Genomic DNA, 18,467 nt, shown 5'->3' on the forward strand with positions numbered 1-18,467 from the left:
CTTGGAGGCTTTGCAAGAGCGTCTGGTAGAGCGCTGTGTCTATCTCCAGGAGCACCCCGAGGTCATCCGGGGGGTGGCGGGGTTCAGGTGGATCCCCAATGGATGACTATCTATCTAAGGTTGGTATCATATCCGACCCGATCTTTTTTTGGGGACAGATAGCCCCACATCCGCAGGCAAGAATGGGGCGGGGAAGTGAAAATGCTCGAACTCCTGCGCGAAAACGCCCTGCTGCTGCTCTTCCTGGTCGCGGGGATCGGCTATCTGGTGGGACAGGTCCGCATCGGCAGCTTCAGCCTGGGGGTGGCGGCGGTGCTCTTTGTGGGCCTGGGCTTCGGGGCACTCTCGCCCGAACTCAAGCTGCCGGAGTTCGTCTACCTCTTCGGGCTGGTGCTCTTCGTCTACACCATCGCCCTGGCCAGCGGACCGGGGTTCTTCGCCACGTTGGGCAAGCGGGGCTGGCGCTACAACGCGCTGGTGCTGGGGGTGCTGGCTTTTGCGGCGGTGCTGGTGCTCGCGGTTGGCGATCTGGTGGGCCTGAGCGCGCCCTTGCGGGCCGGGCTCTTTGCCGGTTCGCTCACCAACACGCCCGCGCTGGCGGCGGCGCTGGAGGCCCTCAAGGGCCGGGGCGCCGACGAGGCCGCGCAGGCCCTGCCGGTGGCGGCCTACGCCGTGGCCTACCCGGTGGGCGTGATCGGGATGCTGCTGGCTTTTTACCTGGCCTGGAGCCTGTGGGGGCGCAAAGGGGAGGTGGAGGAGGAGGGCACTCCCTCCCTGGTCAGCCGCACCCTCGAGGTCACCCAGCCCACGGTGGTGGGTCAGACGGTCGAGCAGCTCACCCGCGCCCACCGCTGGAACGTGGTCTTCGGTCGGATGCAGCGGGGAGGAGTCCAGCAACTCATCACCGCCCAGACCGAGCTGGCCCTGGGCGACCGGGTGGGGGTGGTCGGGGCGGCGCAGGAGGTGGAGCGGGTGGCGGCGGCGCTGGGCCGGGTGGTGCCCGAGCAACTGGAGGAAAGCCGCCACGACCTCGACTTCCGCCGAGTCTTCGTCAGCAGCAAGGAGGTGGCTGGGCGCACCCTGGCCGATCTCAAGCTGCCCGAGCGCTTCGGGGTGGTCGTGACGCGGGTGCGGCGCGGCGAGGTGGAGTTTTTGCCCACCCGCCAGACCGTGCTCGAGCTGGGCGACCGGGTGCGGGTGGTGGGCTCCAAGGAGAGCATCCGCCAGGCCAGCCGCTTCTTGGGCGACTCCTACCGCGCTCTGGCCGAGGTGGACGTGGTGAGCTTTAGCCTGGGCATCGCGCTGGGCCTCTTGCTGGGCAGCCTGCCCATCCCGCTGCCGGGCGGGGGCACCTTCAAGTTGGGCTTCGCCGGGGGGCCGCTGGTGACGGGCCTGGTGCTGGGGGCGCTGGGCCGCACCGGGCCGGTGCTGTGGCAGATCCCCTTCAGCGCCAACCTCACCCTGCGCCAACTGGGCTTGATCCTGTTCCTGGCGGGGATCGGAACCCGCTCGGGCTACGCCTTCGGCCAGACCCTACTGGGCGGCGAGGGCCTGCGGCTGTTCCTAGCGGGCACGCTGATTACCCTCAGCGCGGCACTGTTGACGCTGTGGGTCGGCCACCGCTTGAAGGTGCCCCTGCCGGTGCTGGGCGGGGTGCTGGCCGGGCTCCAAACCCAGCCGGCGGTGCTGGCCTTCACGCTCGAGAAAACCGGCAGCGAGCAGCCCAACCTGGGCTACGCCACCGCCTACCCGCTGGCGATGCTGCTAAAGATCCTGCTGGTGCAGTTGCTGCTGCTGGGGGGCTGAGCGCCCAAATTACCATAGGGCGAGCACCCTGGCCGCTTCCCCGAGGCGTTCTTGTGCTTGGGGCCGCTCCCCACCACCATCGCTCCGCTGGGAGGCACGGCGGCGAGGTTCTCTAGGCCATACTTGCCCGCCCCCAGAACCATGGGCCGGGGCGTCCATGGGGGTGCCGGTGTGCTCGTCGAGAGGGTCTTACGTCTTACGCAAGACGCCCAACGCCCTCGGGAGCAAGGGGATGTCCACCAGCCACCGCCCCTCGACGCCTCCTGGCTATTGGCTATCGGCTCGTTTGGGCCGGATCATGAACATCGCCACGCTGATGAGCACGAAGGCGATGAGGGCTTGCAGCGGGATGGGGAAGCTGGGGATGTACTCAATGTTGCAGGGCACCACGCTGCTGCACACCGCCGAAGTGTCGAGCAAGCCGCGCTGCTCGAGCAGGTGGATCACGCTGATGCTGCCGCCCAGCAGGCTCAGCGGCAGCACGTAGTACTTCACCTTCAGGTCGCCCCGCCACAGCGCGGTGCCCAGGATGAACACCAGCGGGTACATGGCGATGCGCTGATACCAGCAAAGCGTGCAGGGCACGAACTTGCGCACTTCGGAGTAGTAGAGGCTGCCCAGCATCGCCACGATGGCCACCAGCCAGGCTAGGGCCAGCAGGAGATAGCCCCAGTCCAGCGGGCTTTTGGTCTTCGCGTCCATATCAAAGCCATTGTAGGGGGTGCCGCAGGGGCATTTGCCTAAGCAGGCCCGAGGCGCACGAAACGCCGCAGCACCTCCCCCGGAAACTCCGCCTCGCTCCCAGCCAGGCGCAGGAAGGGCATGGGGGCGATGCGCCCCAGCAGGCCCACACCGGCCCCGTTGCCTTGTTTGGCGGGAACCACCCCAACCATCAGCCCTACGCCCCGGCAGGTCACGACGGCCCCCACCGCCTCGCCGTAGAGGTAGGCGAAGAAGGCGCTCGAGCCCTCCCTCCGCAGCAGCTTGCCCAGGGCCTGGGCGAAGGGGAAGCGCCACTCGGGCGCGCCGTAGGCCTCGGTGAGGATGCGCGAGAGGCTCCAGGCCTCGCTCCAGGGCACCTGCTCGGTCCAGAAGGAGCGCTTGGAGGGCTGGGCCTGGCAGAGCTCGAAGGTGGCGGAAGGGAGGAAGCCTAAAGCTGCCAGCTCCGGCAGCGCGGGGTGATCCTCGGGCAGGGTGAAGGCCAGCGGAAGGCCGGCCTGGGCGAAGCGGGCCTCGAGTCCGCCCAGTGCGTCGGGTTCGAAGCCGAAGGCGCTGTTGGTGAGCAAGAGCGGGAATTGGGGTTGCAGTAGGTAGCGAACGCCCGCCACCTCGCCCGATTGGGCCGCGAGGGGCTGGAAGAGCTCGAAGAGATCGGTCATGGGGTCGGGTGGCCCCTGGGTTGGCGCTTCAGCCCAGCAGCGCCTCGACGAACTCGCCCGCGTCGAAAGGTTGCAGGTCGTCGGCCTTCTCGCCCACTCCGATGAACTTGATGGGCACGCCCAGCTCGCGCACGATGGGCACCAGCACCCCGCCCTTGGCGGTGCCGTCGAGCTTGGTGACGATGACCCCGGTGAGACCGGCAGTCTCGTTGAAGCGCTTGGCCTGCTCGAGGCCGTTCTGCCCGGTCACCGCGTCGAGCACCAGCCACACCTCACCCGGCTCGCCGGGGTCGGCCTTGGCGATGGAGCGCTTGACCTTGGCGAGTTCTTCCATGAGGTTGTGCTTGGTGTGCAGCCGCCCGGCGGTGTCCACCATCAACAAGTCCACGCCGCGGGCCTTGCGGGCCGAGGCCGCGTCGAAGGCCAAGGCCGCGGGGTCGGAGCCCTCCTCGCCCTGGATCACCGGGATGCCCAGCCGCTCGCCCCATAGCCCAAGCTGCGCCCCGCCCGCCGCGCGAAAGGTGTCGCCCGCGCAGAACATCACGCTCTTGCCCTTCGAGCGGTAGTACTGCCCCAGCTTGGCGATGGTGGTGGTCTTGCCCACGCCGTTGACCCCCACCATCAGCACCACCTTTCCGGCAGGCTCGACGGTGGCCTTCTTGGCGTCGGGCTTGAAGCCCAGCTTGCGCAGCTTGGCCCGGCGGGCGTCGGGCTCGAGCTGCAATACCAGCGCTTCCTTCACCGCCTCGCGCAGGTCGCGCTTGCCCGAAGCCCGCACCTCCTCGAGGATCTCCTGCGTCGCCTCCACCCCCACGTCGGCGGCGATGAGGGCGTACTCGAGCTCCTCGAGCACCTCCTCGGGGTTGCCGCCCCAGGGGATGGCCTTGCTGATGTTTTCACGGGTTTTTGTAAGCCCCTCGCGGAGGCGTTGCAGCCAGCTCATAGACTGCTTAAGTCTAAGCCATCGGGGAAGGGGCATTTGGATCTCCAGGGGTAGTGCAGCGCCCGGCGCTATTGAGGGTTCAGCCTGTGACTTTCTAACCCATAACGCCTAGAATGAGCGATTAACGGTGTACCAGATGGGTCCTCGAGGGGGGTCTTGAATGGAGTTCGTTCTCAACGGTCGGCGGGTGCAGGTGGAAAAGCTCGCGCCCCAGACTACGCTGCTCGATTACCTGCGCGCTTCGGGGCTCACCGGCTCCAAGGAAGGCTGTGCCGAGGGGGAGTGCGGGGCGTGCACGGTGGTGCTGGTGCGGGAGGGGCCGGCGGGCACCGAGTACCGCGGGGTCAATAGCTGTCTGTTGTTCCTGCCGATGCTGGCGGGGCAGGAGGTCTACACGGTGGAGGGGCTGGCGCAAGACGGCAAGCTGGCCGAGGTGCAGGCGGCCATGGTGCAGCACGGGGGTTCGCAGTGCGGCTACTGCACGCCCGGCTTCGTCATGAGCCTCTTCGCCGAGCAGTACCGACCCGACCGGGGCCCGGAGTTCGACCTGCACGCCCTGTCGGGCAACCTTTGCCGCTGCACCGGCTACCGCCCCATCAAGGACGCGGCGCTTTCGCTGGGGCCCGCGCCTGAGGACAGTTTCAAGGCCCGGCTGCGCGAGCCGGCCCCGGTGCTGGGGCCTGCGGTGTACGAGAGCGAGCAGGGGCGCTTCGTGCGACCGGGGAGCCTCGAGGAGTGCCTGACCTTCCTGGCCCTGCACCCCGAGGCCAAGCTGGTCGCAGGGGGCACCGACGCGGTGGTGGAATCGAATTTGCAGTACCGACGCTGGGAGTTGCTGGTGGGGCTCGAGGCCATCCCCGAGCTCAAGGTCTTCGAGGAACACGAGGACATGCTGGAGATCGGAGCGGGGCTCAGCCTGGGGGAACTCGAGCGCCGCTGGAAGGGGGCACCCCAGATCGTGCGGGAGTGGTTTCCCCTCTTCGCCTCACCCCTAATCCGCAACAGCGCCACGCTGGGGGGCAACCTGGGCACGGCCTCGCCCATCGGGGATTCCCCGCCGATGCTGCTGGCGCTGGACGCGGCGGTGCGGATCGCCGGGAAGGAAGGGGAGCGCGTCGTGCCGCTGGCCGAGTTCTTCAAGGGCTACCGCCAGACCGCGTTGGGCAAGGGCGAGGTCATCGTCTCGGTGCTGGTGCCCAAGCCCTTCCCGGCGCATAGCCGCTTCTTCAAGGTGGCCAAGCGCCGCCTGGACGACATCTCCACGGTGGCGGCGGGCTTCGCGCTCGAGCTCGGCGGCGCGGGCCGGGTAGCGCGGGTCCGGCTGGCCTACGGCGGGGTGGCGGCCACGCCGGTGCGGCTGTTCGCGGTGGAGGAGGCCCTCACCGGCCAGCCCTGGAGCGAGGCGAGCCTGCGGCGGGCCCAGGGGATGATCGCCGAAGCGATTAAGCCCATCAGCGACCACCGGGGCAGCGCCGAGTACCGCCTGCGCATGGCGCAGAAACTGCTGGAGAAGTTCTACTACGAGACCGCGAGCGCGGAGGGGGTGAAAGGATGAAAGTCGTAGGCAAGGCCATTCCCCACGAGAGCGCGGTGGAGCACGTCACGGGCCGCGCGCTCTACACCGACGACCTGCTGACCCGCTTCCCCGACTTGCTGCACGCCTGGCCGGTGCTGGCCCCGCACGCGCACGCTAAGGTACTCGCTCTTGACCCCTCGAGGGCGCTGGAGGTGCCCGGCGTGGTCACGGTGCTCACCGCCGAGGACGTGCCCGGCGTGGGCCATTCCTCGCACTACCACGACGAGCCCCTTTTCCCCGCCGAGGTGATGTTTCATGGCCAGCCGGTGGCCTGGGTGCTGGGGGAGAGCCTCGAGGCCGCCCGCCTGGGCGCTACCCGCGTCGAGGTGGAGTACGAGCCCCTTCCGGCCATCCTCAGCATCGAGGAAGCCATCGCCGCCGGGAGCTTCCTGGCCGGGCCCCTGCGCCTGAGCCGGGGCGACGCCGCCTCCGCGCTGGCGCGGGCCCCCCGCCGTCTGAGCGGGGAGGTGCGCATCGGCGGGCAGGAGCACTTCTACCTCGAGACCCACGCCTCCATCGCCCACCTCGACGAGTCGGGCGGGGTGATGGTGCACGCCTCGACCCAGCACCCCAGCGAGACCCAGGAGGTCGTGGCGATGGTGCTGGGTCTGCCGCGCAACCAGGTCACGGTGCAGTGCCTGCGCATGGGCGGGGGCTTCGGCGGCAAGGAGACCCAGGCCAATCCCTACGCGGCCATCGCCGCCCTGGGTGCTTGGAAGACCCGCCACCCGGTGCGGGTGCGGCTGCCGCGCCACCTGGACATGGCCCTCTCCGGCAAGCGCCACCCCTTCCTGGGGCGCTACGAGGCCGGCTTCGATGACGAGGGCCGCCTGCTGGCCGTCCGCATCGAGCTCTACTCCGACGGCGGCTACAGCCTCGACCTCTCCGAGCCCGTGCTGTGGCGGGCCATGTTCCACAGCGACAACGCCTACTTCGTGCCCGATCTCGAGGTCACGGGTCACGTCTGCAAGACCCACAAGACCTCCCAGACCGCCTTCCGCGGCTTTGGCGGGCCGCAAGGCATGGTGGTCATCGAGGACCTGCTCGACCGGGTGGCCCGCAGCCTGGGCCTGCCGCCGGAGGCGGTGCGCGAGCGCAACTTCTACCGGGAGGGCCAGACCACCCACTACGGGCAGGTGGTCAAGGATGCCGGGCGCATCCAGGCCATCTGGTCCGAACTCAAGGCCAGCAGCGAGCTCGAGCGCCGCCGCGCCGAGGTCGCGGCCTTCAACGCCTCGAGCCCTCACACCAAGCGGGGCCTCGCCATCACGCCGGTGAAGTTCGGCATCTCCTTCACCGCCACCTTCTACAACCAGGCCGGGGCGCTGGTGCTGATCTACCGCGACGGCAGCGTGCAGGTCAACCACGGCGGGACCGAGATGGGGCAGGGGGTGCACACCAAGGTGCTGCAGGTGGCCGCGCAGAGCCTGGGGGTGCCGCTGGAGCAGATCCGTATCATGCCCACCCGCACCGACAAGGTGCCCAACACCTCGGCCACCGCGGCCTCGACCGGCTCCGACCTCAACGGCGCGGCGGTACACCAGGCCTGCGAAATCCTCAAGGAACGGCTGGCCCCGGTGGCGGCCCGCTACCTGGGCTGCGCCCCCGAGCGGGTGCGCTTCGAGGAGGGCCGCATCTTCCCCGAGGGGCAGCCCGAGCGGTTCGTGCCCTTCGCAAGGGTGGTGGAGGCGGCCTACCTAGAGCGCATCCCCCTCTTCGCCCAGGGCTACTACCGCACCCCGGACCTCCACTTCGACAAGGGCAAGGGCCAGGGCAAGCCCTTCCACTACTTCGCCTACGGCGCGGCGGTGAGCGAGGTGGAGGTGGACGGCTTCACCGGCGAGTACCGCCTCCTGCGCACCGACATCCTGCACGACGTGGGCGACTCGCTCTCGCCGCTGGTCGACCGCGGCCAGGTGGAAGGCGGCTTCGTGCAGGGCTTGGGCTGGCTGACGTTGGAGGAGCTGGTCTGGGATGCCCAGGGCCGCCTGGCGACGGGCGGGGCCAGCACCTACAAGCTGCCCTCCTGGTCGGAACTGCCCGAGGTGCTCAATGTGCGCTTCCTCGAGCGGGCCGCCGAGCCCGGCGTGATCTACGGCTCCAAGGCGGTGGGCGAGCCTCCCCTCATGCTGGCCATTTCGGTGCGCGAGGCCCTCAAGGACGCGGTGGCGGCCTTCGGCCAGGGCGGCATTGTCGAACTCGACGCGCCCTCCACCCCGGAGCGGGTGTACTGGGCCATCGAGAAGGTGCGTGCGAGGAAGGAAGTTGCGGTGGGGGATTGATGGACTGGGACTGGCCCACCAAGCTGCGCGAACTCGCCGAACAGGGCGAGGTGGCGGTGATCGTGACCGTGGCGGCGGTGCGCGGCCATGCTCCGCGCGAGGCGGGGGCCAAGATGCTGGTCACGGCGGGCGCGGCCTACGGCACGGTGGGCGGGGGGAACCTCGAGGAGCTCGCCCTCCAGGGCGCACGGGAGATGCTGGCGGAGCGTCAGCCGGGCCCTCGTCTACTCACCGTGCGGCTCAACCCCAAGGAGGGGGAGTTCGGCCTGCAGTGCTGCGGGGGTGAGGTGACGCTGCTGCTCGAGCCCTTCACCCCGGCCCGCCCGGCCGTCGCGGTCTTCGGCGTGGGGCACGTGGGGCTGGCCCTGGCCCGCGTCCTGTGCCTGCTGCCCGTGGAGCTGTGGCTGGTAGACTCGCGGGCCCGCATGCTGGCCGAGGAGCGCCTGGCCCCGCTGGCCGGGGGCGAGGCCCGCCTGCGCGTCCGGCACCTGCCCATCCCCGAGCAGGCCATCCCCGAGCTGCCCGCCGGGGCCCACCTGGTGGTCATGACCCACGACCACCACGAGGATTTGGCCCTGCTCGAGGCCGCCCTGCGCCGCAGTGACCTGGGCTTCATCGGCCTGATCGGCAGCAGCGTGAAGTGGTCTAACTTCCGCCAGGTGCTGAGGGCGCAGGGCTTCGGCGAGGCCGACCTCCAGCGCGTCACCACCCCCATCGGAATCGAGGGCATCCGGGGGAAAAAGCCCGCCCATATCGCCATTGCGACGGCGGCTCAACTGCTGCGGGTGCTCGAGGGCGAAAGCGCCGCTGCCACCTTGCCGAAAGGGAAACTCGGGGTTTAAGCTTGCGGTGTACCAGGCTGTTCTGCATGGATAACCAGACCTGGGAACCCTTTCCCGCATAGCGATGGGTTTGCGTTCCAACCATGCGAGCCGCAGGAACCCCTTGAGGGGTGATTTGCTGGCTCGAGCGCGTGCGTTGGAGGTGGCGATGAAACGTGAGTTTATGCAGGAAGCGGCCCGGCTGGCGCTGGAGAACGTGCGGGCGGGGCTGGGCGGTCCCTTTGGCGCGGTCGTGGTGAAGGATGGGCAGATCATCGCCCGTGGAGTCAACTGCGTTACCCGCACCAACGACCCCACCGCCCACGCCGAGGTGGTGGCCATCCGCGAGGCCTGCCGGGTGCTAGGCACCTTCGACCTCTCGGGCTGCGAGATCTACACCAGTTGCGAGCCCTGCCCCATGTGCCTGTCGGCCATCTACTGGGCCCGCATCGGCAAGATCTACTACGGCTGCACCGCTAAAGACGCCGAGGCCATCGGCTTCGCCGACCAGTTCATCTACGACGAGCTCTCCCGCCCCAAAAGCGAGCGCCGCCTGCCGCTGGAGCAGCTCGAGCGCCAGCTCTGCTTGCGGGCTTTCGAGGCCTGGCAGCAGGACACGAACAAGATCCCGTATTGATATGAAGCTCAGCGCCGTCAACCAGCTCGACAAGGAAGCTTTCGTGGCGCTGCTGGGCGGCGTCTTCGAGCACTCGCCCTGGGTGGCCGAGCGCTCGTGGGCTTCACGCCCGTTTGCCAGCCTCCAGGCGCTGCACGAGGCGATGTGCTTCGTCATGCGCCAGGCCCCGGCTACCCAGCAGATCACGCTCATCCGCGCCCACCCCGAACTCGCCAGCCGCGCCCGGATGAGCCCCGACTCGGTGCAGGAGCAGCAGGGCGCCGGGCTCGACCGCCTCACGCCCGAGGAGTACGAGCGCTTCCAGCAGCTCAACCGCCTCTACCGCCAGAAGTTCGGCTTCCCCTTCATCCTCGCGGTCAAGGGCAAGGATAAAAACGATATCCTGCGCGCGCTCGAGGCCCGCCTCCCCAACGACCGCGAGACCGAGTTCGAGGCCGCTTTGAGCCAGATCGAGCGCATCGCCTGGTTCCGGCTCGAGGCGCTGGTGGAGGAGTAAGAGGAGGCCCCCTTGAACCCACTACACCAAGACCGGCTGAGGCTGATCAAATGGCCCTGGATCCTCGCGATGGTGGTGCTGCTGGCGCTGGCCTACGCGCTGGTGCAGGCCAACGGCTGGCAGGCCCACGCCCGCGAGTGGCTGGGCCTGGTGGTGCGCTGGCTGCACATCGTCTATGGCATCGCCTGGATCGGGGCGAGCTTCTACTTCATCTTCCTGGAGAACGCCCTCGAGCGCGTGGGGGTGCGCTCCGAGCTCTCGGGCAACATCTGGACCATCCACGGCGGGGGGATCTATTACCTCGAGAAGTACAAGACCGCGCCCAAGGAGCTGCCGCCCTACCTGCACTGGTTCAAGTGGGACGCCTACCTGACCTGGGTCACGGGCTTTTTGCTCCTGATCATCGTGTACTACGCCGACCCCAAAGCCATCCTGCTGGCGCCGGGGAGCCCCATCTCCGAGGGGGCGGCCATCGCCCTGGCGGTGGGGAGCCTGGTGGCGGCGTGGCTGGTCTACGTGGCGCTCTCGCGCACGGCGTTGCTGTACCGCCCGGCGCTGTTCTTGCTGGTGGGCGGGGTGCTGGTGGCGGGGGTGGCCCTGCTGCTCTCGCAGGTGTTCAGCGGGCGCGGCACCTTCATGCACGTGGGGGCCATGCTGGGCACCATCATGGCGGGCAACGTGTTCTTCGTGATCATCCCCTCGCAGAAGGCGCTGGTGAAGGCCGCGCAGCGGGGCGAGGCCCTGGACCCGGCCTTCGTGAGCTGGGTGCAACTGCGCAGCCGCCACAACAACTACCTCACCCTGCCGGTGCTCTTCACCATGATCGCCCACCACTTCCCCACGACCTACTCCAGCGGCCTGGGCTGGCTGATCCTGCTGATGCTGTTCGTGGCCGGGGTGGCGGTGCGGCACTTCATCAACGTCACCGAGCAGCGCCACCACACCACGCTCAAGGAGGGCGGAGCCATGCCCTACCTGCTGGTGGCGGCGCTGGCGCTGGTGTTGGGAGCCTTCTACCTGAGCGCGCCTAAGAAGTCGGCAGCCGCTGCCGAAGGCCCGGCGGTGCCCTTCGGCGAGGTGCAGAGCGTCATCGCCACCCACTGCCAGGTCTGCCACTCGAGCCGCCCCACCCAGCCCGGCTTCGCCTCGGCCCCGGCGGGCTTCGTGCTCGACACGCCCGAGCAGATCGTGGCCCAGGCGCCCAAGATCAAGCAGGTGGCGGTGGATTCGGAATACATGCCCCTGGGCAACCTCACCGGGATGAGCAAGGAAGAGCGCGAGCTGTTGGGCCGCTGGATCGAGCAGGGGGCCTTAAAGTAGGCATATGCGGATCGCCATATTCTCCGACGTTCACGGCAACCGCTTCGCCCTCGAGGCCGTGCTGCGCGAAATTGAAGCGGCCAGGCCCGATGCCATCGCCAACCTGGGCGACTTGGTCTGGGGCGCCGCCGACCCGGCGGGGGCCTGGAGGCTCCAGCAGGGCCTGGGCGCGGTCACGGTGCGGGGCAACACCGACGAGTTCCTGACCTACCCCGAAGAGAAGCTGGGCGGCGGGCTCCCCCTGGCCGCCTGGCTGCGTGAGCAGTTGGGGCCGGGCGTCCCCGAGGCCCTGAAAGCCCTACCCACGGTGGCCGAGCTGGCCGAGGGCACGGTGCTGGTCGCCCACGGCTCGCTGCATAGCCCCCACGAGGCGCTCTTCCCGAGCGTGCAGGGCAACATCTCGGTGGGCCAGGTTTCGGCGCGGATGCTCGAGCAGGTCGCGGCCTACCCCAAGGCCCGCGTGGTGGTAGTCGGGCACACCCACACCGAGATGATCGCGTTGGAGGGGCCGGTCAGCTTCGTCAACGCCGGGCCTGTCTCCCGGCAGAAGGACGGCAACCCGGTGGCCCGCTGGGTGCTGCTCGAGGAGCGGCAGGGGAGCTGGAACGTGAGCTTCCGCCGCGTGCCCTACGACATCGAGGCCGCCGCCCGCTGGGCGCTCGAGCACGCCCCCATCGGCGAGCAGGAAGCCCGGCAACTGCGCACCGGAAGATTCCCGAGGTGAAGCATGGCCCGCCTATCGACCCACGTCCTCGACACCGCCCACGGCAAGCCCGCTGCGGGCCTTCGCATCGAACTTTTCGCGCTTTCGGGCGGCAAGCAAATCTTGCTGCGCGAGGCCGTGACCAACGCCGACGGTCGCACCGACGAGCCATTGCTCTCGGGCGAGACCATCCCCACCGGGACCTTCGAGCTGGTCTTTCACGCGGGGGAGTACCTGCGGAGCAGGGGCCTCGAGCTGCCCGACCCGCCCTTTCTCGACCAGGTGGTTGTGCGCTTCGGCATCGCCGAGGCCCAGGGGCACTACCACGTGCCGCTGCTGCTGTCGCCCTATGGATACAGCACTTATCGGGGGTCCTGAGGGGTTGTATGTCCCACGTCGTACGTCCTACGTCTTACGTCGTACGTCTTGCGTTTGGTGTATGACGTAAGACACTAAACTACCCTGACTATGGCTGACCTCGAGAGCCTCACCCAGCGCGTCCTGAGCGCCTGCGCCGACCTGGCCCGCATGAGCCAGGAGCCGGGGCGCATCACCCGCACCTTCCTTTCCCCGCCCATGCGCCAGGTGCACGCCTACTTGAAGGAGTGGATGGAGCGGCTGGGGATGTCGGTGTGGGTGGACCCCGTGGGCAACCTGCGCGGCTACTATCCGGCCAACAAGCCCACCGCGCCACGGTTGCTGATCGGCTCGCACCTCGACACTGTGCCGAACGGGGGCGCTTACGACGGGGCCTTAGGGGTGGTGCTCGCCGTCGCCCTCCTCGAGGCCCTCGGGGGGCGCAGGCTGGGCTTCGGGGTCGAGGTCATCGGCTTCTCGGAGGAGGAGGGGGTGCGCTTCGGGGTGCCCTTCATCGGTAGCCGGGCGCTGGTGGGCCGGGCCGATGCGGCCTTGCTGGCGCTAAAGGACGAGCAGGGCGTGAGCGTGGCCCAGGCCCTTCGGGACTTCGGCCTCGAGCCCGAGCGGGTGGGGGGGGCCGCGCTTGAGGGCGAGGTGCTGGGCTACCTCGAGTTCCACATCGAGCAGGGCCCGGTGCTGGAGAGCCTGGAGTACCCGCTGGGCCTGGTGGAGGCCATCGTGGGGCAGAGCCGGCTCGAGGTGGGCTTCCGGGGCAAGGCGGGTCACGCCGGCACCACCCCCATGCACCTGCGTCGCGACGCGCTGGCGGGAGCCGCCGAGTGGATCGGCCTGGTCGAGCGCGAGGCCTGGGGCGAGCCGGGGCTGGTGGCGACGGTGGGCCAGATCCAGGCCCTCCCCGGCGCGGGCAACGTGATCCCCGGCGAGGTGCGCTGTAGCCTGGACGTGCGCCACGCCCTCGACGAGGTGCGCACCCGCTCGGTGGCCCACCTCATCACCCGCGCCCAGCAGGTCGCCCAGCGGCGGGGCCTCGAGCTCTCCTGGGAAGTCAAGCTCGACCAGGGGGCGGTGCCCTGCGACCCCACGCTGCTCGAGCGGCTCGAGTGGGCCGTGCAGGACTGCGAATTGCCCGTCCACCGCATGCCCAGCGGCGCGGGCCACGACGCGATGGTCCTGGCCGAGCGGGTGCCCAGCGCCATGCTCTTCCTGCGCAGCCCCGGCGGCCTCAGCCACCACCCCGACGAGCGCGTGCTGCCCGAGGACGTGACCGCGGCGTTGCGGGTGGGCCTGCGCTGGCTCGAGATCCTGGAGGAACACGGTGTTTGACCTGGTGGTGCGCGGCGGGACGCTGGTCCTCGAGCAGGGGACCGCGGTGGCCGACCTGGCGGTGGAGGACGGAAAAATTGTCCAGGTCGGCCCGGAACTGGGGGCGGGCCGGGAGGAGATCGACGCGCGCGGCCTGCACGTCTTTCCCGGCCTCATCGACGTGCACGTGCACTTCAACGAGCCCGGCCACGAGGACTGGGAGGGCATCGCCACCGGCAGCGCGGCCCTGGCGGCAGGGGGCGGCACGCTGTTCTTCGACATGCCGCTCAACTCCATCCCCTGCGTGCTCGACGCCCGAAGCTTCGACGCCAAGCTCGAGGCCCTGCGCGCGAAGTCCCTCACCGACTTCGCCCTGTGGGGCGGGCTCACGCCCCACAACCTCGAGCGCCTCCCCGAGCTGGCCGAGCGCGGCGTGATCGGTTTCAAGGCCTTCATGTCCAACTCGGGCCTCCCCGAATTCCCCCACGCCGACGACTACACCCTCTACCAAGGCATGCAGACCGCCACCCGGCTGGGCCTGCCGGTAGCCGTCCACGCCGAGAGCGACAACCTCACCGCGCGGCTGGCCGCCGAGATCCGGGCCAAAGGCGGGAAGGGCGTTCGCGACTACCTGGCCTCGAGGCCGGTGCTCGCCGAGCTCGAGGCCATCCAGCGGGCCACACTGCTGGCCCAGGAGACCGGCTGCAAGCTGCACGTCGTCCACATCAGCTCGGGCCGGGGGGTGGTGCTGGCCGCCGAGGCCCGCGCACGCGGGGTGGACGTGAGCCTCGAGACCTGCCCCCACTACCTCTTCTTCGACGAGGAAGACCTGGAGCGCCTGGGCGCCGTCGCCAAGTGCGCCCCGCCGCTGCGCCCGCAGGCCGAGCAGGAAGCTTTGTGGCAGGGCGTGCTGGAGGGCCTGGTGGACCTCGTGGCCTCCGACCACTCGCCCTCGAGCCCCGACCTCAAGGAAAACCCCGACTTCTTCGCGGTGTGGGGCGGGATCGCCGGGGTGCAGTCCACGCTGGCGGTGCTGCTCGAGGCCGGCTTCCACCGCCGGGGCCTGCCGCTGGAGGCCGTCGCCCGCCTCACCGCCCACAACCCCGCCCGGCGCTTCGGGCTTCAGGGGAAGGGGGGGCTCGAGGTGGGCCACGATGCCGACTTCGCCCTCGCAGACCTCGACCAGCCCTTCACCCTGCGCCCCCAAGACCTCTTCTACCGGCACAAGCAGAGCCCCTACCTCGGCCACGGCTTCCGCGGCACCGTTCGGCGCACGGTGCTGCGGGGCCAGACGGTATTCTCGGACGGCGAGCCTACATCGAGCACCCAGGGCCAACTGGTGTGCCCCAAACCTTAGGAGGAGCCCATGCAGCAACTCGGTTTCACCCGCAGCAGCGTCCAGCCCGACCACGCCCTGCTCACTCCCGACACCTTCATTCGGGCGCCTCTCCCCGGCATAAGCAAGGCCACTGCCATCGTCCACACCGCCCCGGCGTTGGGGGCCGCCTTCACCGAGTACACGGTCGAGTTCGAGGCCGGAGGCCGGGTGGGGCCAGCGCCTGAGGCCGTGCAGCGCTTCGTGTACGTGCTCGAGGGCGAGGTGGTGCTCGAGGCGGGCCGCAAGAAGCACAGGCTCAAACCCGGCGGCTACGCCTACGTCCCTGCCGACGTGGCCCACAGCCTGGCCTCGAGCCAGCCCAGCCGCGCGGTGTTCATCGAGAAGCCTTACCAGGAGCTCGAGGGCGTAGAACCTCCCAAGCTCTTCGTGGGCGACGAGGGCAAGATCCCCGGCACCCCCCTGGGCGGCGACGAGGCCCTGCAGGTGCGGGTGCTCATCCCCGACGTCATGCCCCACGACTTCCAGGTCAACACCATGACCTTCGCCCCCGGAGCCAGCCTGGCCCTGGTCGAGATCCACGTGATGGAGCACGGCCTCTTGATGCTGCAGGGTGGGGGCATCTACCGCCTGAACGAGAAGTGGTACCCCGTGCAGGCTGGGGACTTCATCTACATGGCCCCCTACTGCCCGCAGTGGTTCGGCGCGCTGGGCAAGACCCCGGCCAAGTACCTGCTCTACAAGGACTGGAACCGGCACCCGCTGGAGTGAATCGTTGCTAGGGGACTTATGGACATTCGCATCGACATTGACCGCCTGAGCCGGGAACTCGAGACCCTGGCTTCCTTCACCGACAGCCTGCCGCCTTCCGTGACGCGGGTGCTCTACACCCCCACCGACCTCGCCGCCCGCGAGTACCTCAAGGGCCTGTGCCGCGAGGCGGGGCTCGAGGTGCGCGAGGACCCGCTGGGCAACACCTTCGCCTGCTGGATTGGGGAAGACCCCCAGGCGGGTGCGGTGGGCACCGGCTCGCACATCGACGCCATCCCGCATGCGGGCCGCTACGACGGCACGGTGGGGGTGCTGGGGGGCCTCGAGGCCCTGCGGGCGCTCAAGTCAGCGGGGTTCCGGCCCAAGCGCTCGCTCGAGCTGCTGATCTTCACCTCTGAGGAACCCACCCGCTTCGGCATCGGCTGCCTGGGGAGCCGGATGCTCTCGGGGGCCTTGAGTCCCGAGGCGGCCCGAAAACTGGAGGACAAGGACGGCAAGACCCTGGAGGAAGCTCGCTGGGAAGCGGGGTTCCTGGGAGAGCTGGAGGAAGTTCCGCTCCCCAAGGGCTACTACAGCGCCTTCGTGGAACTGCACATCGAGCAGGGGCCCATCCTCGAGCGCCAGCAGATCCCGCTGGGGGTGGTCACGGCCATCGCCGCTCCCGCCAGCCTGCGCCTGATTATCGAGGGTGAGGGCGGCCACGCCGGGGCGGTGTTGATGCACGAACGCCACGATGCCTTCCTGGCCGCTGCCGAGATCGCCCTAGCCGCCGAAGCCGCCGCCAGGGCCACCGGCGCGCCCGACACCGTGGCCACCAGCGGGGTCTGCGAGGTCTTCCCCGGCGCCATCAACAGCGTGCCCAGCCTGGTCCGACTCGAGCTCGACATCCGCGACATTGACCTGCTGCGCCGCGATGGGGTGGTGAACGCGGTGTACAAAGCCTGCGAGGCCCAGCGCAAGAAGCGCGGGGTGCACATCGGACTCGAGGTGCTCAACGCCGATCCTCCGGCCCACTCCAGCCCCAAGGTGGTCGAAGCCCTTGACCGGGCCTGCGCGGCCTACGGCCTGAACTACCTGACCATGGTCAGCCGGGCCTATCACGACTCGCTGTTCATGGCCCGCATCGCCCCCACCGCCATGCTCTTCATCCCCTGCAAAAACGGTTGGAGCCACCGCCCCGACGAGTACGCCGCCCCCGAGCACATCGAGCAGGGCGTGCGGGTGCTGGCCCACGCGCTGGCAGAGTTGGCAGGAAGCTAAAGGCTCGTGGCTCGTGGCTCGTGGTGAAGGGAACACTTCCCCGCTGTCGTCGAGGGTCTAGGGTCGAGGGCTAAGGCGTCTCGTGTACGACGTACGACGTAGGACGTAGGACACGCGTTTTGCGTTGGGCGTTCGACGTAGGACGTACGACCCCCGCCCTCAAACCTCCACGAACTTCCCGTCCTCCTGCAACACCTCCCCGTCGGCCAGGATGCGCCCGCCCTGGCGCAGGTCGAGCACCAGGTCCCAGTGCACTGCCGAGCGGTTGGTGCCGCCGGTTTCGGGGTAGCTGTTGCCCAGCGCCAGGTGGACGCTCCCGCCGATCTTCTCGTCGAAGAGCACGATGCCGGTGGGGTGCTGGATGCCGTAGTTGGTGCCGATGCCCAGCTCGCCCAGGAAGCGGGCGCCGGGGTCGGCCTCGAGCATCCCCAGCAGGTACTCCTCGCCCCGCTCGGCCCTGGCCTCCACCACCCGGCCCCGCTCGAAGCGCAGGTAAACCCCCTCCACCCGCTGGCCCGAGACCACGGCGGGCAGGTTGAAGCGTACCTCGCCCTCGGCGGAGTGCTCCCAGGGCCCGGTGAAGACCTCGCCGCTGGGCATGTTGCGCTTGCCGTCGGAGTTGATCCAGGTGCGGCCCTCCACCCAAAGGTGCAGGTCGGTGCCGGGGGCCTCGATGCGGATCTGGCTCACCTTTTCTAAACGTTTGATTAAGGCCGCCTGGAAGGCCGAGAGCTCGCGCCAGGCGGCCACCGGGTCGGGGTGCTGCAAAAACAGGGCTTGCTCGACCATTTCCCGGAATTTCGCGCTGCTCATCCCGGCCTGCTGGGCGTAGCCGGGGGTGGGGTAGAGGGTCAGGCTCCAGCGTTTCTTCAGCCGCAGTTCGCTCAAGGGGCGCCAGGCCTTCTGCCAGCGCGAGAGCACCGTGCTGGGCACGTCGGAGAGCTCGAGCGGGTTCTCCAGGCTCTGGATGCGCAAGGAGGCGTCGGCCTGCTCCATGAGGGCCCGGCGGATAGGGGGGATGCGCTCGAGCCACTCCCCGCCCTTGAGCAGAAAATCGCGCTGCTGGCCGGGGTATTCCAGCAGGATCAGCGGATAGGCGCCGCGCTCGAGCAACAGCGGGTTGAGGGCCTGCAACAGGGGCAGGGCGGGGGTCTGGGCCTCGATGAGCACGTTCTGGCCGGGCCGGGCCTCGAGGCAGTAGTCGGCCAGGAGTTGGGCAAAAGCTCGTTCCACGGCCCCAGGCTAACATTCACCGGCCCCTTGTCAGGGGTGGGTTATCATAAACGGGAAATGAACGATCCTCAAATCACGCCTTTGGCCCGTCGCCTGGCTGAAGAAAACGGCATCAACTGGCGTAGCCTCGCGGGCAGCGGCCCCGATGGGACCATCGTCGAACGCGACATCCTGGCCTATCTGGCCAAGGTGATGGCCGGTGAGATCACCCTTCCCCCCGCTCC

Annotated in this window: 18 protein-coding genes; 14 read left to right on the top strand and 4 right to left on the bottom strand. The window is 69.0% G+C overall.

The genetic code is table 11. The annotated features are described in order from the left end of the window. The first annotated feature begins 201 nt into the window (after positions 1-201). Positions 202-1,806: an aspartate:alanine exchanger family transporter gene (locus tag Mrose_RS14735; RefSeq protein ID WP_119279537.1), complete on the top strand. Its 1,605-nt coding sequence runs from the start codon at positions 202-204 to the stop codon at positions 1,804-1,806. 267 nt (positions 1,807-2,073) lie between these two features. On the opposite strand, the gene Mrose_RS14745 is transcribed toward Mrose_RS14735, so the two are convergent. From Mrose_RS14745 to ftsY, 3 genes are read right to left on the bottom strand one after another with little or no spacing between them, the layout of a single operon-like run. Continuing rightward, positions 2,074-2,508, bottom strand: coding sequence for a disulfide bond formation protein B (locus Mrose_RS14745; RefSeq protein WP_119279538.1), 435 nt, complete (start codon positions 2,506-2,508; stop codon positions 2,074-2,076). A 38-nt stretch (positions 2,509-2,546) separates the two neighbouring features. Beyond that, entirely contained in the window at positions 2,547-3,185 is a 639-nt protein-coding gene (locus Mrose_RS14750; RefSeq protein ID WP_119279539.1) for a hypothetical protein, read from the bottom strand. Between the two features lie 28 nt (positions 3,186-3,213). Further along, positions 3,214-4,128: a signal recognition particle-docking protein FtsY gene (ftsY, locus tag Mrose_RS14755; protein ID WP_119279540.1), complete on the bottom strand. Its 915-nt coding sequence runs from the start codon at positions 4,126-4,128 to the stop codon at positions 3,214-3,216. Between the two features lie 160 nt (positions 4,129-4,288). Between ftsY and Mrose_RS14760 the strand changes: the two genes are divergently transcribed. The 12 genes from Mrose_RS14760 to Mrose_RS14815 all read left to right on the top strand — a co-directional run bounded on the left by Mrose_RS14760 (position 4,289) and on the right by Mrose_RS14815 (position 17,010). Further along, a complete protein-coding gene (locus Mrose_RS14760) occupies positions 4,289-5,683 on the top strand; it encodes a xanthine dehydrogenase small subunit (RefSeq protein ID WP_119279541.1) in 1,395 nt (464 codons plus the stop codon). Next, positions 5,680-7,986, top strand: coding sequence for a xanthine dehydrogenase molybdopterin binding subunit (gene xdhB / locus Mrose_RS14765; RefSeq protein WP_119279542.1), 2,307 nt, complete (start codon positions 5,680-5,682; stop codon positions 7,984-7,986). The genes Mrose_RS14760 and xdhB overlap by 4 nt, the downstream gene beginning before the upstream one ends. After that, entirely contained in the window at positions 7,986-8,828 is an 843-nt protein-coding gene (xdhC, locus tag Mrose_RS14770) for a xanthine dehydrogenase accessory protein XdhC (RefSeq protein WP_119279543.1), read from the top strand. The genes xdhB and xdhC overlap by 1 nt, the downstream gene beginning before the upstream one ends. A gap of 148 nt (positions 8,829-8,976) precedes the next feature. Continuing rightward, a complete protein-coding gene (locus Mrose_RS14775) occupies positions 8,977-9,444 on the top strand; it encodes a nucleoside deaminase (protein WP_245969959.1) in 468 nt (155 codons plus the stop codon). A gap of 1 nt (position 9,445) precedes the next feature. Continuing rightward, positions 9,446-9,940, top strand: coding sequence for a 2-oxo-4-hydroxy-4-carboxy-5-ureidoimidazoline decarboxylase (uraD, locus tag Mrose_RS14780; protein WP_119279544.1), 495 nt, complete (start codon positions 9,446-9,448; stop codon positions 9,938-9,940). Positions 9,941-9,952: 12 nt separating this feature from the next. Further along, positions 9,953-11,260: a urate hydroxylase PuuD gene (locus tag Mrose_RS14785; RefSeq protein WP_119279546.1), complete on the top strand. Its 1,308-nt coding sequence runs from the start codon at positions 9,953-9,955 to the stop codon at positions 11,258-11,260. Between the two features lie 4 nt (positions 11,261-11,264). Further along, entirely contained in the window at positions 11,265-11,984 is a 720-nt protein-coding gene (locus tag Mrose_RS14790; RefSeq protein WP_119279548.1) for a metallophosphoesterase family protein, read from the top strand. Between the two features lie 3 nt (positions 11,985-11,987). Continuing rightward, positions 11,988-12,341, top strand: coding sequence for a hydroxyisourate hydrolase (gene uraH / locus Mrose_RS14795; protein WP_119279551.1), 354 nt, complete (start codon positions 11,988-11,990; stop codon positions 12,339-12,341). 90 nt (positions 12,342-12,431) lie between these two features. Beyond that, positions 12,432-13,664, top strand: coding sequence for an allantoate amidohydrolase (locus Mrose_RS14800; RefSeq protein ID WP_119279553.1), 1,233 nt, complete (start codon positions 12,432-12,434; stop codon positions 13,662-13,664). Continuing rightward, entirely contained in the window at positions 13,657-15,000 is a 1,344-nt protein-coding gene (locus Mrose_RS14805; RefSeq protein ID WP_119279555.1) for an allantoinase, read from the top strand. The genes Mrose_RS14800 and Mrose_RS14805 overlap by 8 nt, the downstream gene beginning before the upstream one ends. A gap of 9 nt (positions 15,001-15,009) precedes the next feature. Beyond that, the gene (gene allE / locus Mrose_RS14810; protein WP_119279557.1) at positions 15,010-15,750 is read left to right on the top strand and encodes a (S)-ureidoglycine aminohydrolase; all 741 of its coding nucleotides are present in this window, start codon (positions 15,010-15,012) and stop codon (positions 15,748-15,750) included. Positions 15,751-15,768: 18 nt separating this feature from the next. Further along, a complete protein-coding gene (locus Mrose_RS14815; protein WP_119279559.1) occupies positions 15,769-17,010 on the top strand; it encodes a M20 family metallo-hydrolase in 1,242 nt (413 codons plus the stop codon). Positions 17,011-17,169: 159 nt separating this feature from the next. Here the strand turns inward: Mrose_RS14815 and Mrose_RS14820 are convergent, their stop codons facing one another. Further along, the gene (locus Mrose_RS14820; protein WP_119279560.1) at positions 17,170-18,243 is read right to left on the bottom strand and encodes an aminopeptidase; all 1,074 of its coding nucleotides are present in this window, start codon (positions 18,241-18,243) and stop codon (positions 17,170-17,172) included. Here Mrose_RS14820 and Mrose_RS19485 point away from each other — a divergent pair. Further along, positions 18,139-18,467 (top strand): E3 binding domain-containing protein (locus tag Mrose_RS19485; protein ID WP_245969961.1); only part of this gene is annotated, 329 nt, incomplete at its 3' end. The two genes, Mrose_RS14820 and Mrose_RS19485, sit on opposite strands and share 105 nt — an antisense overlap.

This window comes from Calidithermus roseus (genome assembly GCF_003574095.1).
Lineage (GTDB): Bacteria > Deinococcota > Deinococci > Deinococcales > Thermaceae > Calidithermus > Calidithermus roseus.

Excerpts from the sequence above, each read along its gene's own strand:
- xdhB (WP_119279542.1), top strand. The coding sequence starts at position 5,680 with ATGAAAGTCGTAGGCAAGGCCATTCCCCACGAGAGCGCGGTGGAGCAC.
- Mrose_RS14815 (WP_119279559.1), top strand. The coding sequence starts at position 15,769 with ATGGACATTCGCATCGACATTGACCGCCTGAGCCGGGAACTCGAGACC.
- Mrose_RS14760 (WP_119279541.1), top strand. The coding sequence starts at position 4,289 with ATGGAGTTCGTTCTCAACGGTCGGCGGGTGCAGGTGGAAAAGCTCGCG.
- uraH (WP_119279551.1), top strand. The coding sequence starts at position 11,988 with ATGGCCCGCCTATCGACCCACGTCCTCGACACCGCCCACGGCAAGCCC.
- xdhC (WP_119279543.1), top strand. The coding sequence starts at position 7,986 with ATGGACTGGGACTGGCCCACCAAGCTGCGCGAACTCGCCGAACAGGGC.
- Mrose_RS14775 (WP_245969959.1), top strand. The coding sequence starts at position 8,977 with ATGAAACGTGAGTTTATGCAGGAAGCGGCCCGGCTGGCGCTGGAGAAC.
- uraD (WP_119279544.1), top strand. The coding sequence starts at position 9,446 with ATGAAGCTCAGCGCCGTCAACCAGCTCGACAAGGAAGCTTTCGTGGCG.
- Mrose_RS14735 (WP_119279537.1), top strand. The coding sequence starts at position 202 with ATGCTCGAACTCCTGCGCGAAAACGCCCTGCTGCTGCTCTTCCTGGTC.
- Mrose_RS14745 (WP_119279538.1), bottom strand. The coding sequence starts at position 2,508 with ATGGACGCGAAGACCAAAAGCCCGCTGGACTGGGGCTATCTCCTGCTG.
- ftsY (WP_119279540.1), bottom strand. The coding sequence starts at position 4,128 with ATGAGCTGGCTGCAACGCCTCCGCGAGGGGCTTACAAAAACCCGTGAA.
- Mrose_RS14750 (WP_119279539.1), bottom strand. The coding sequence starts at position 3,185 with ATGACCGATCTCTTCGAGCTCTTCCAGCCCCTCGCGGCCCAATCGGGC.
- Mrose_RS14790 (WP_119279548.1), top strand. The coding sequence starts at position 11,265 with ATGCGGATCGCCATATTCTCCGACGTTCACGGCAACCGCTTCGCCCTC.
- allE (WP_119279557.1), top strand. The coding sequence starts at position 15,010 with ATGCAGCAACTCGGTTTCACCCGCAGCAGCGTCCAGCCCGACCACGCC.
- Mrose_RS14800 (WP_119279553.1), top strand. The coding sequence starts at position 12,432 with ATGGCTGACCTCGAGAGCCTCACCCAGCGCGTCCTGAGCGCCTGCGCC.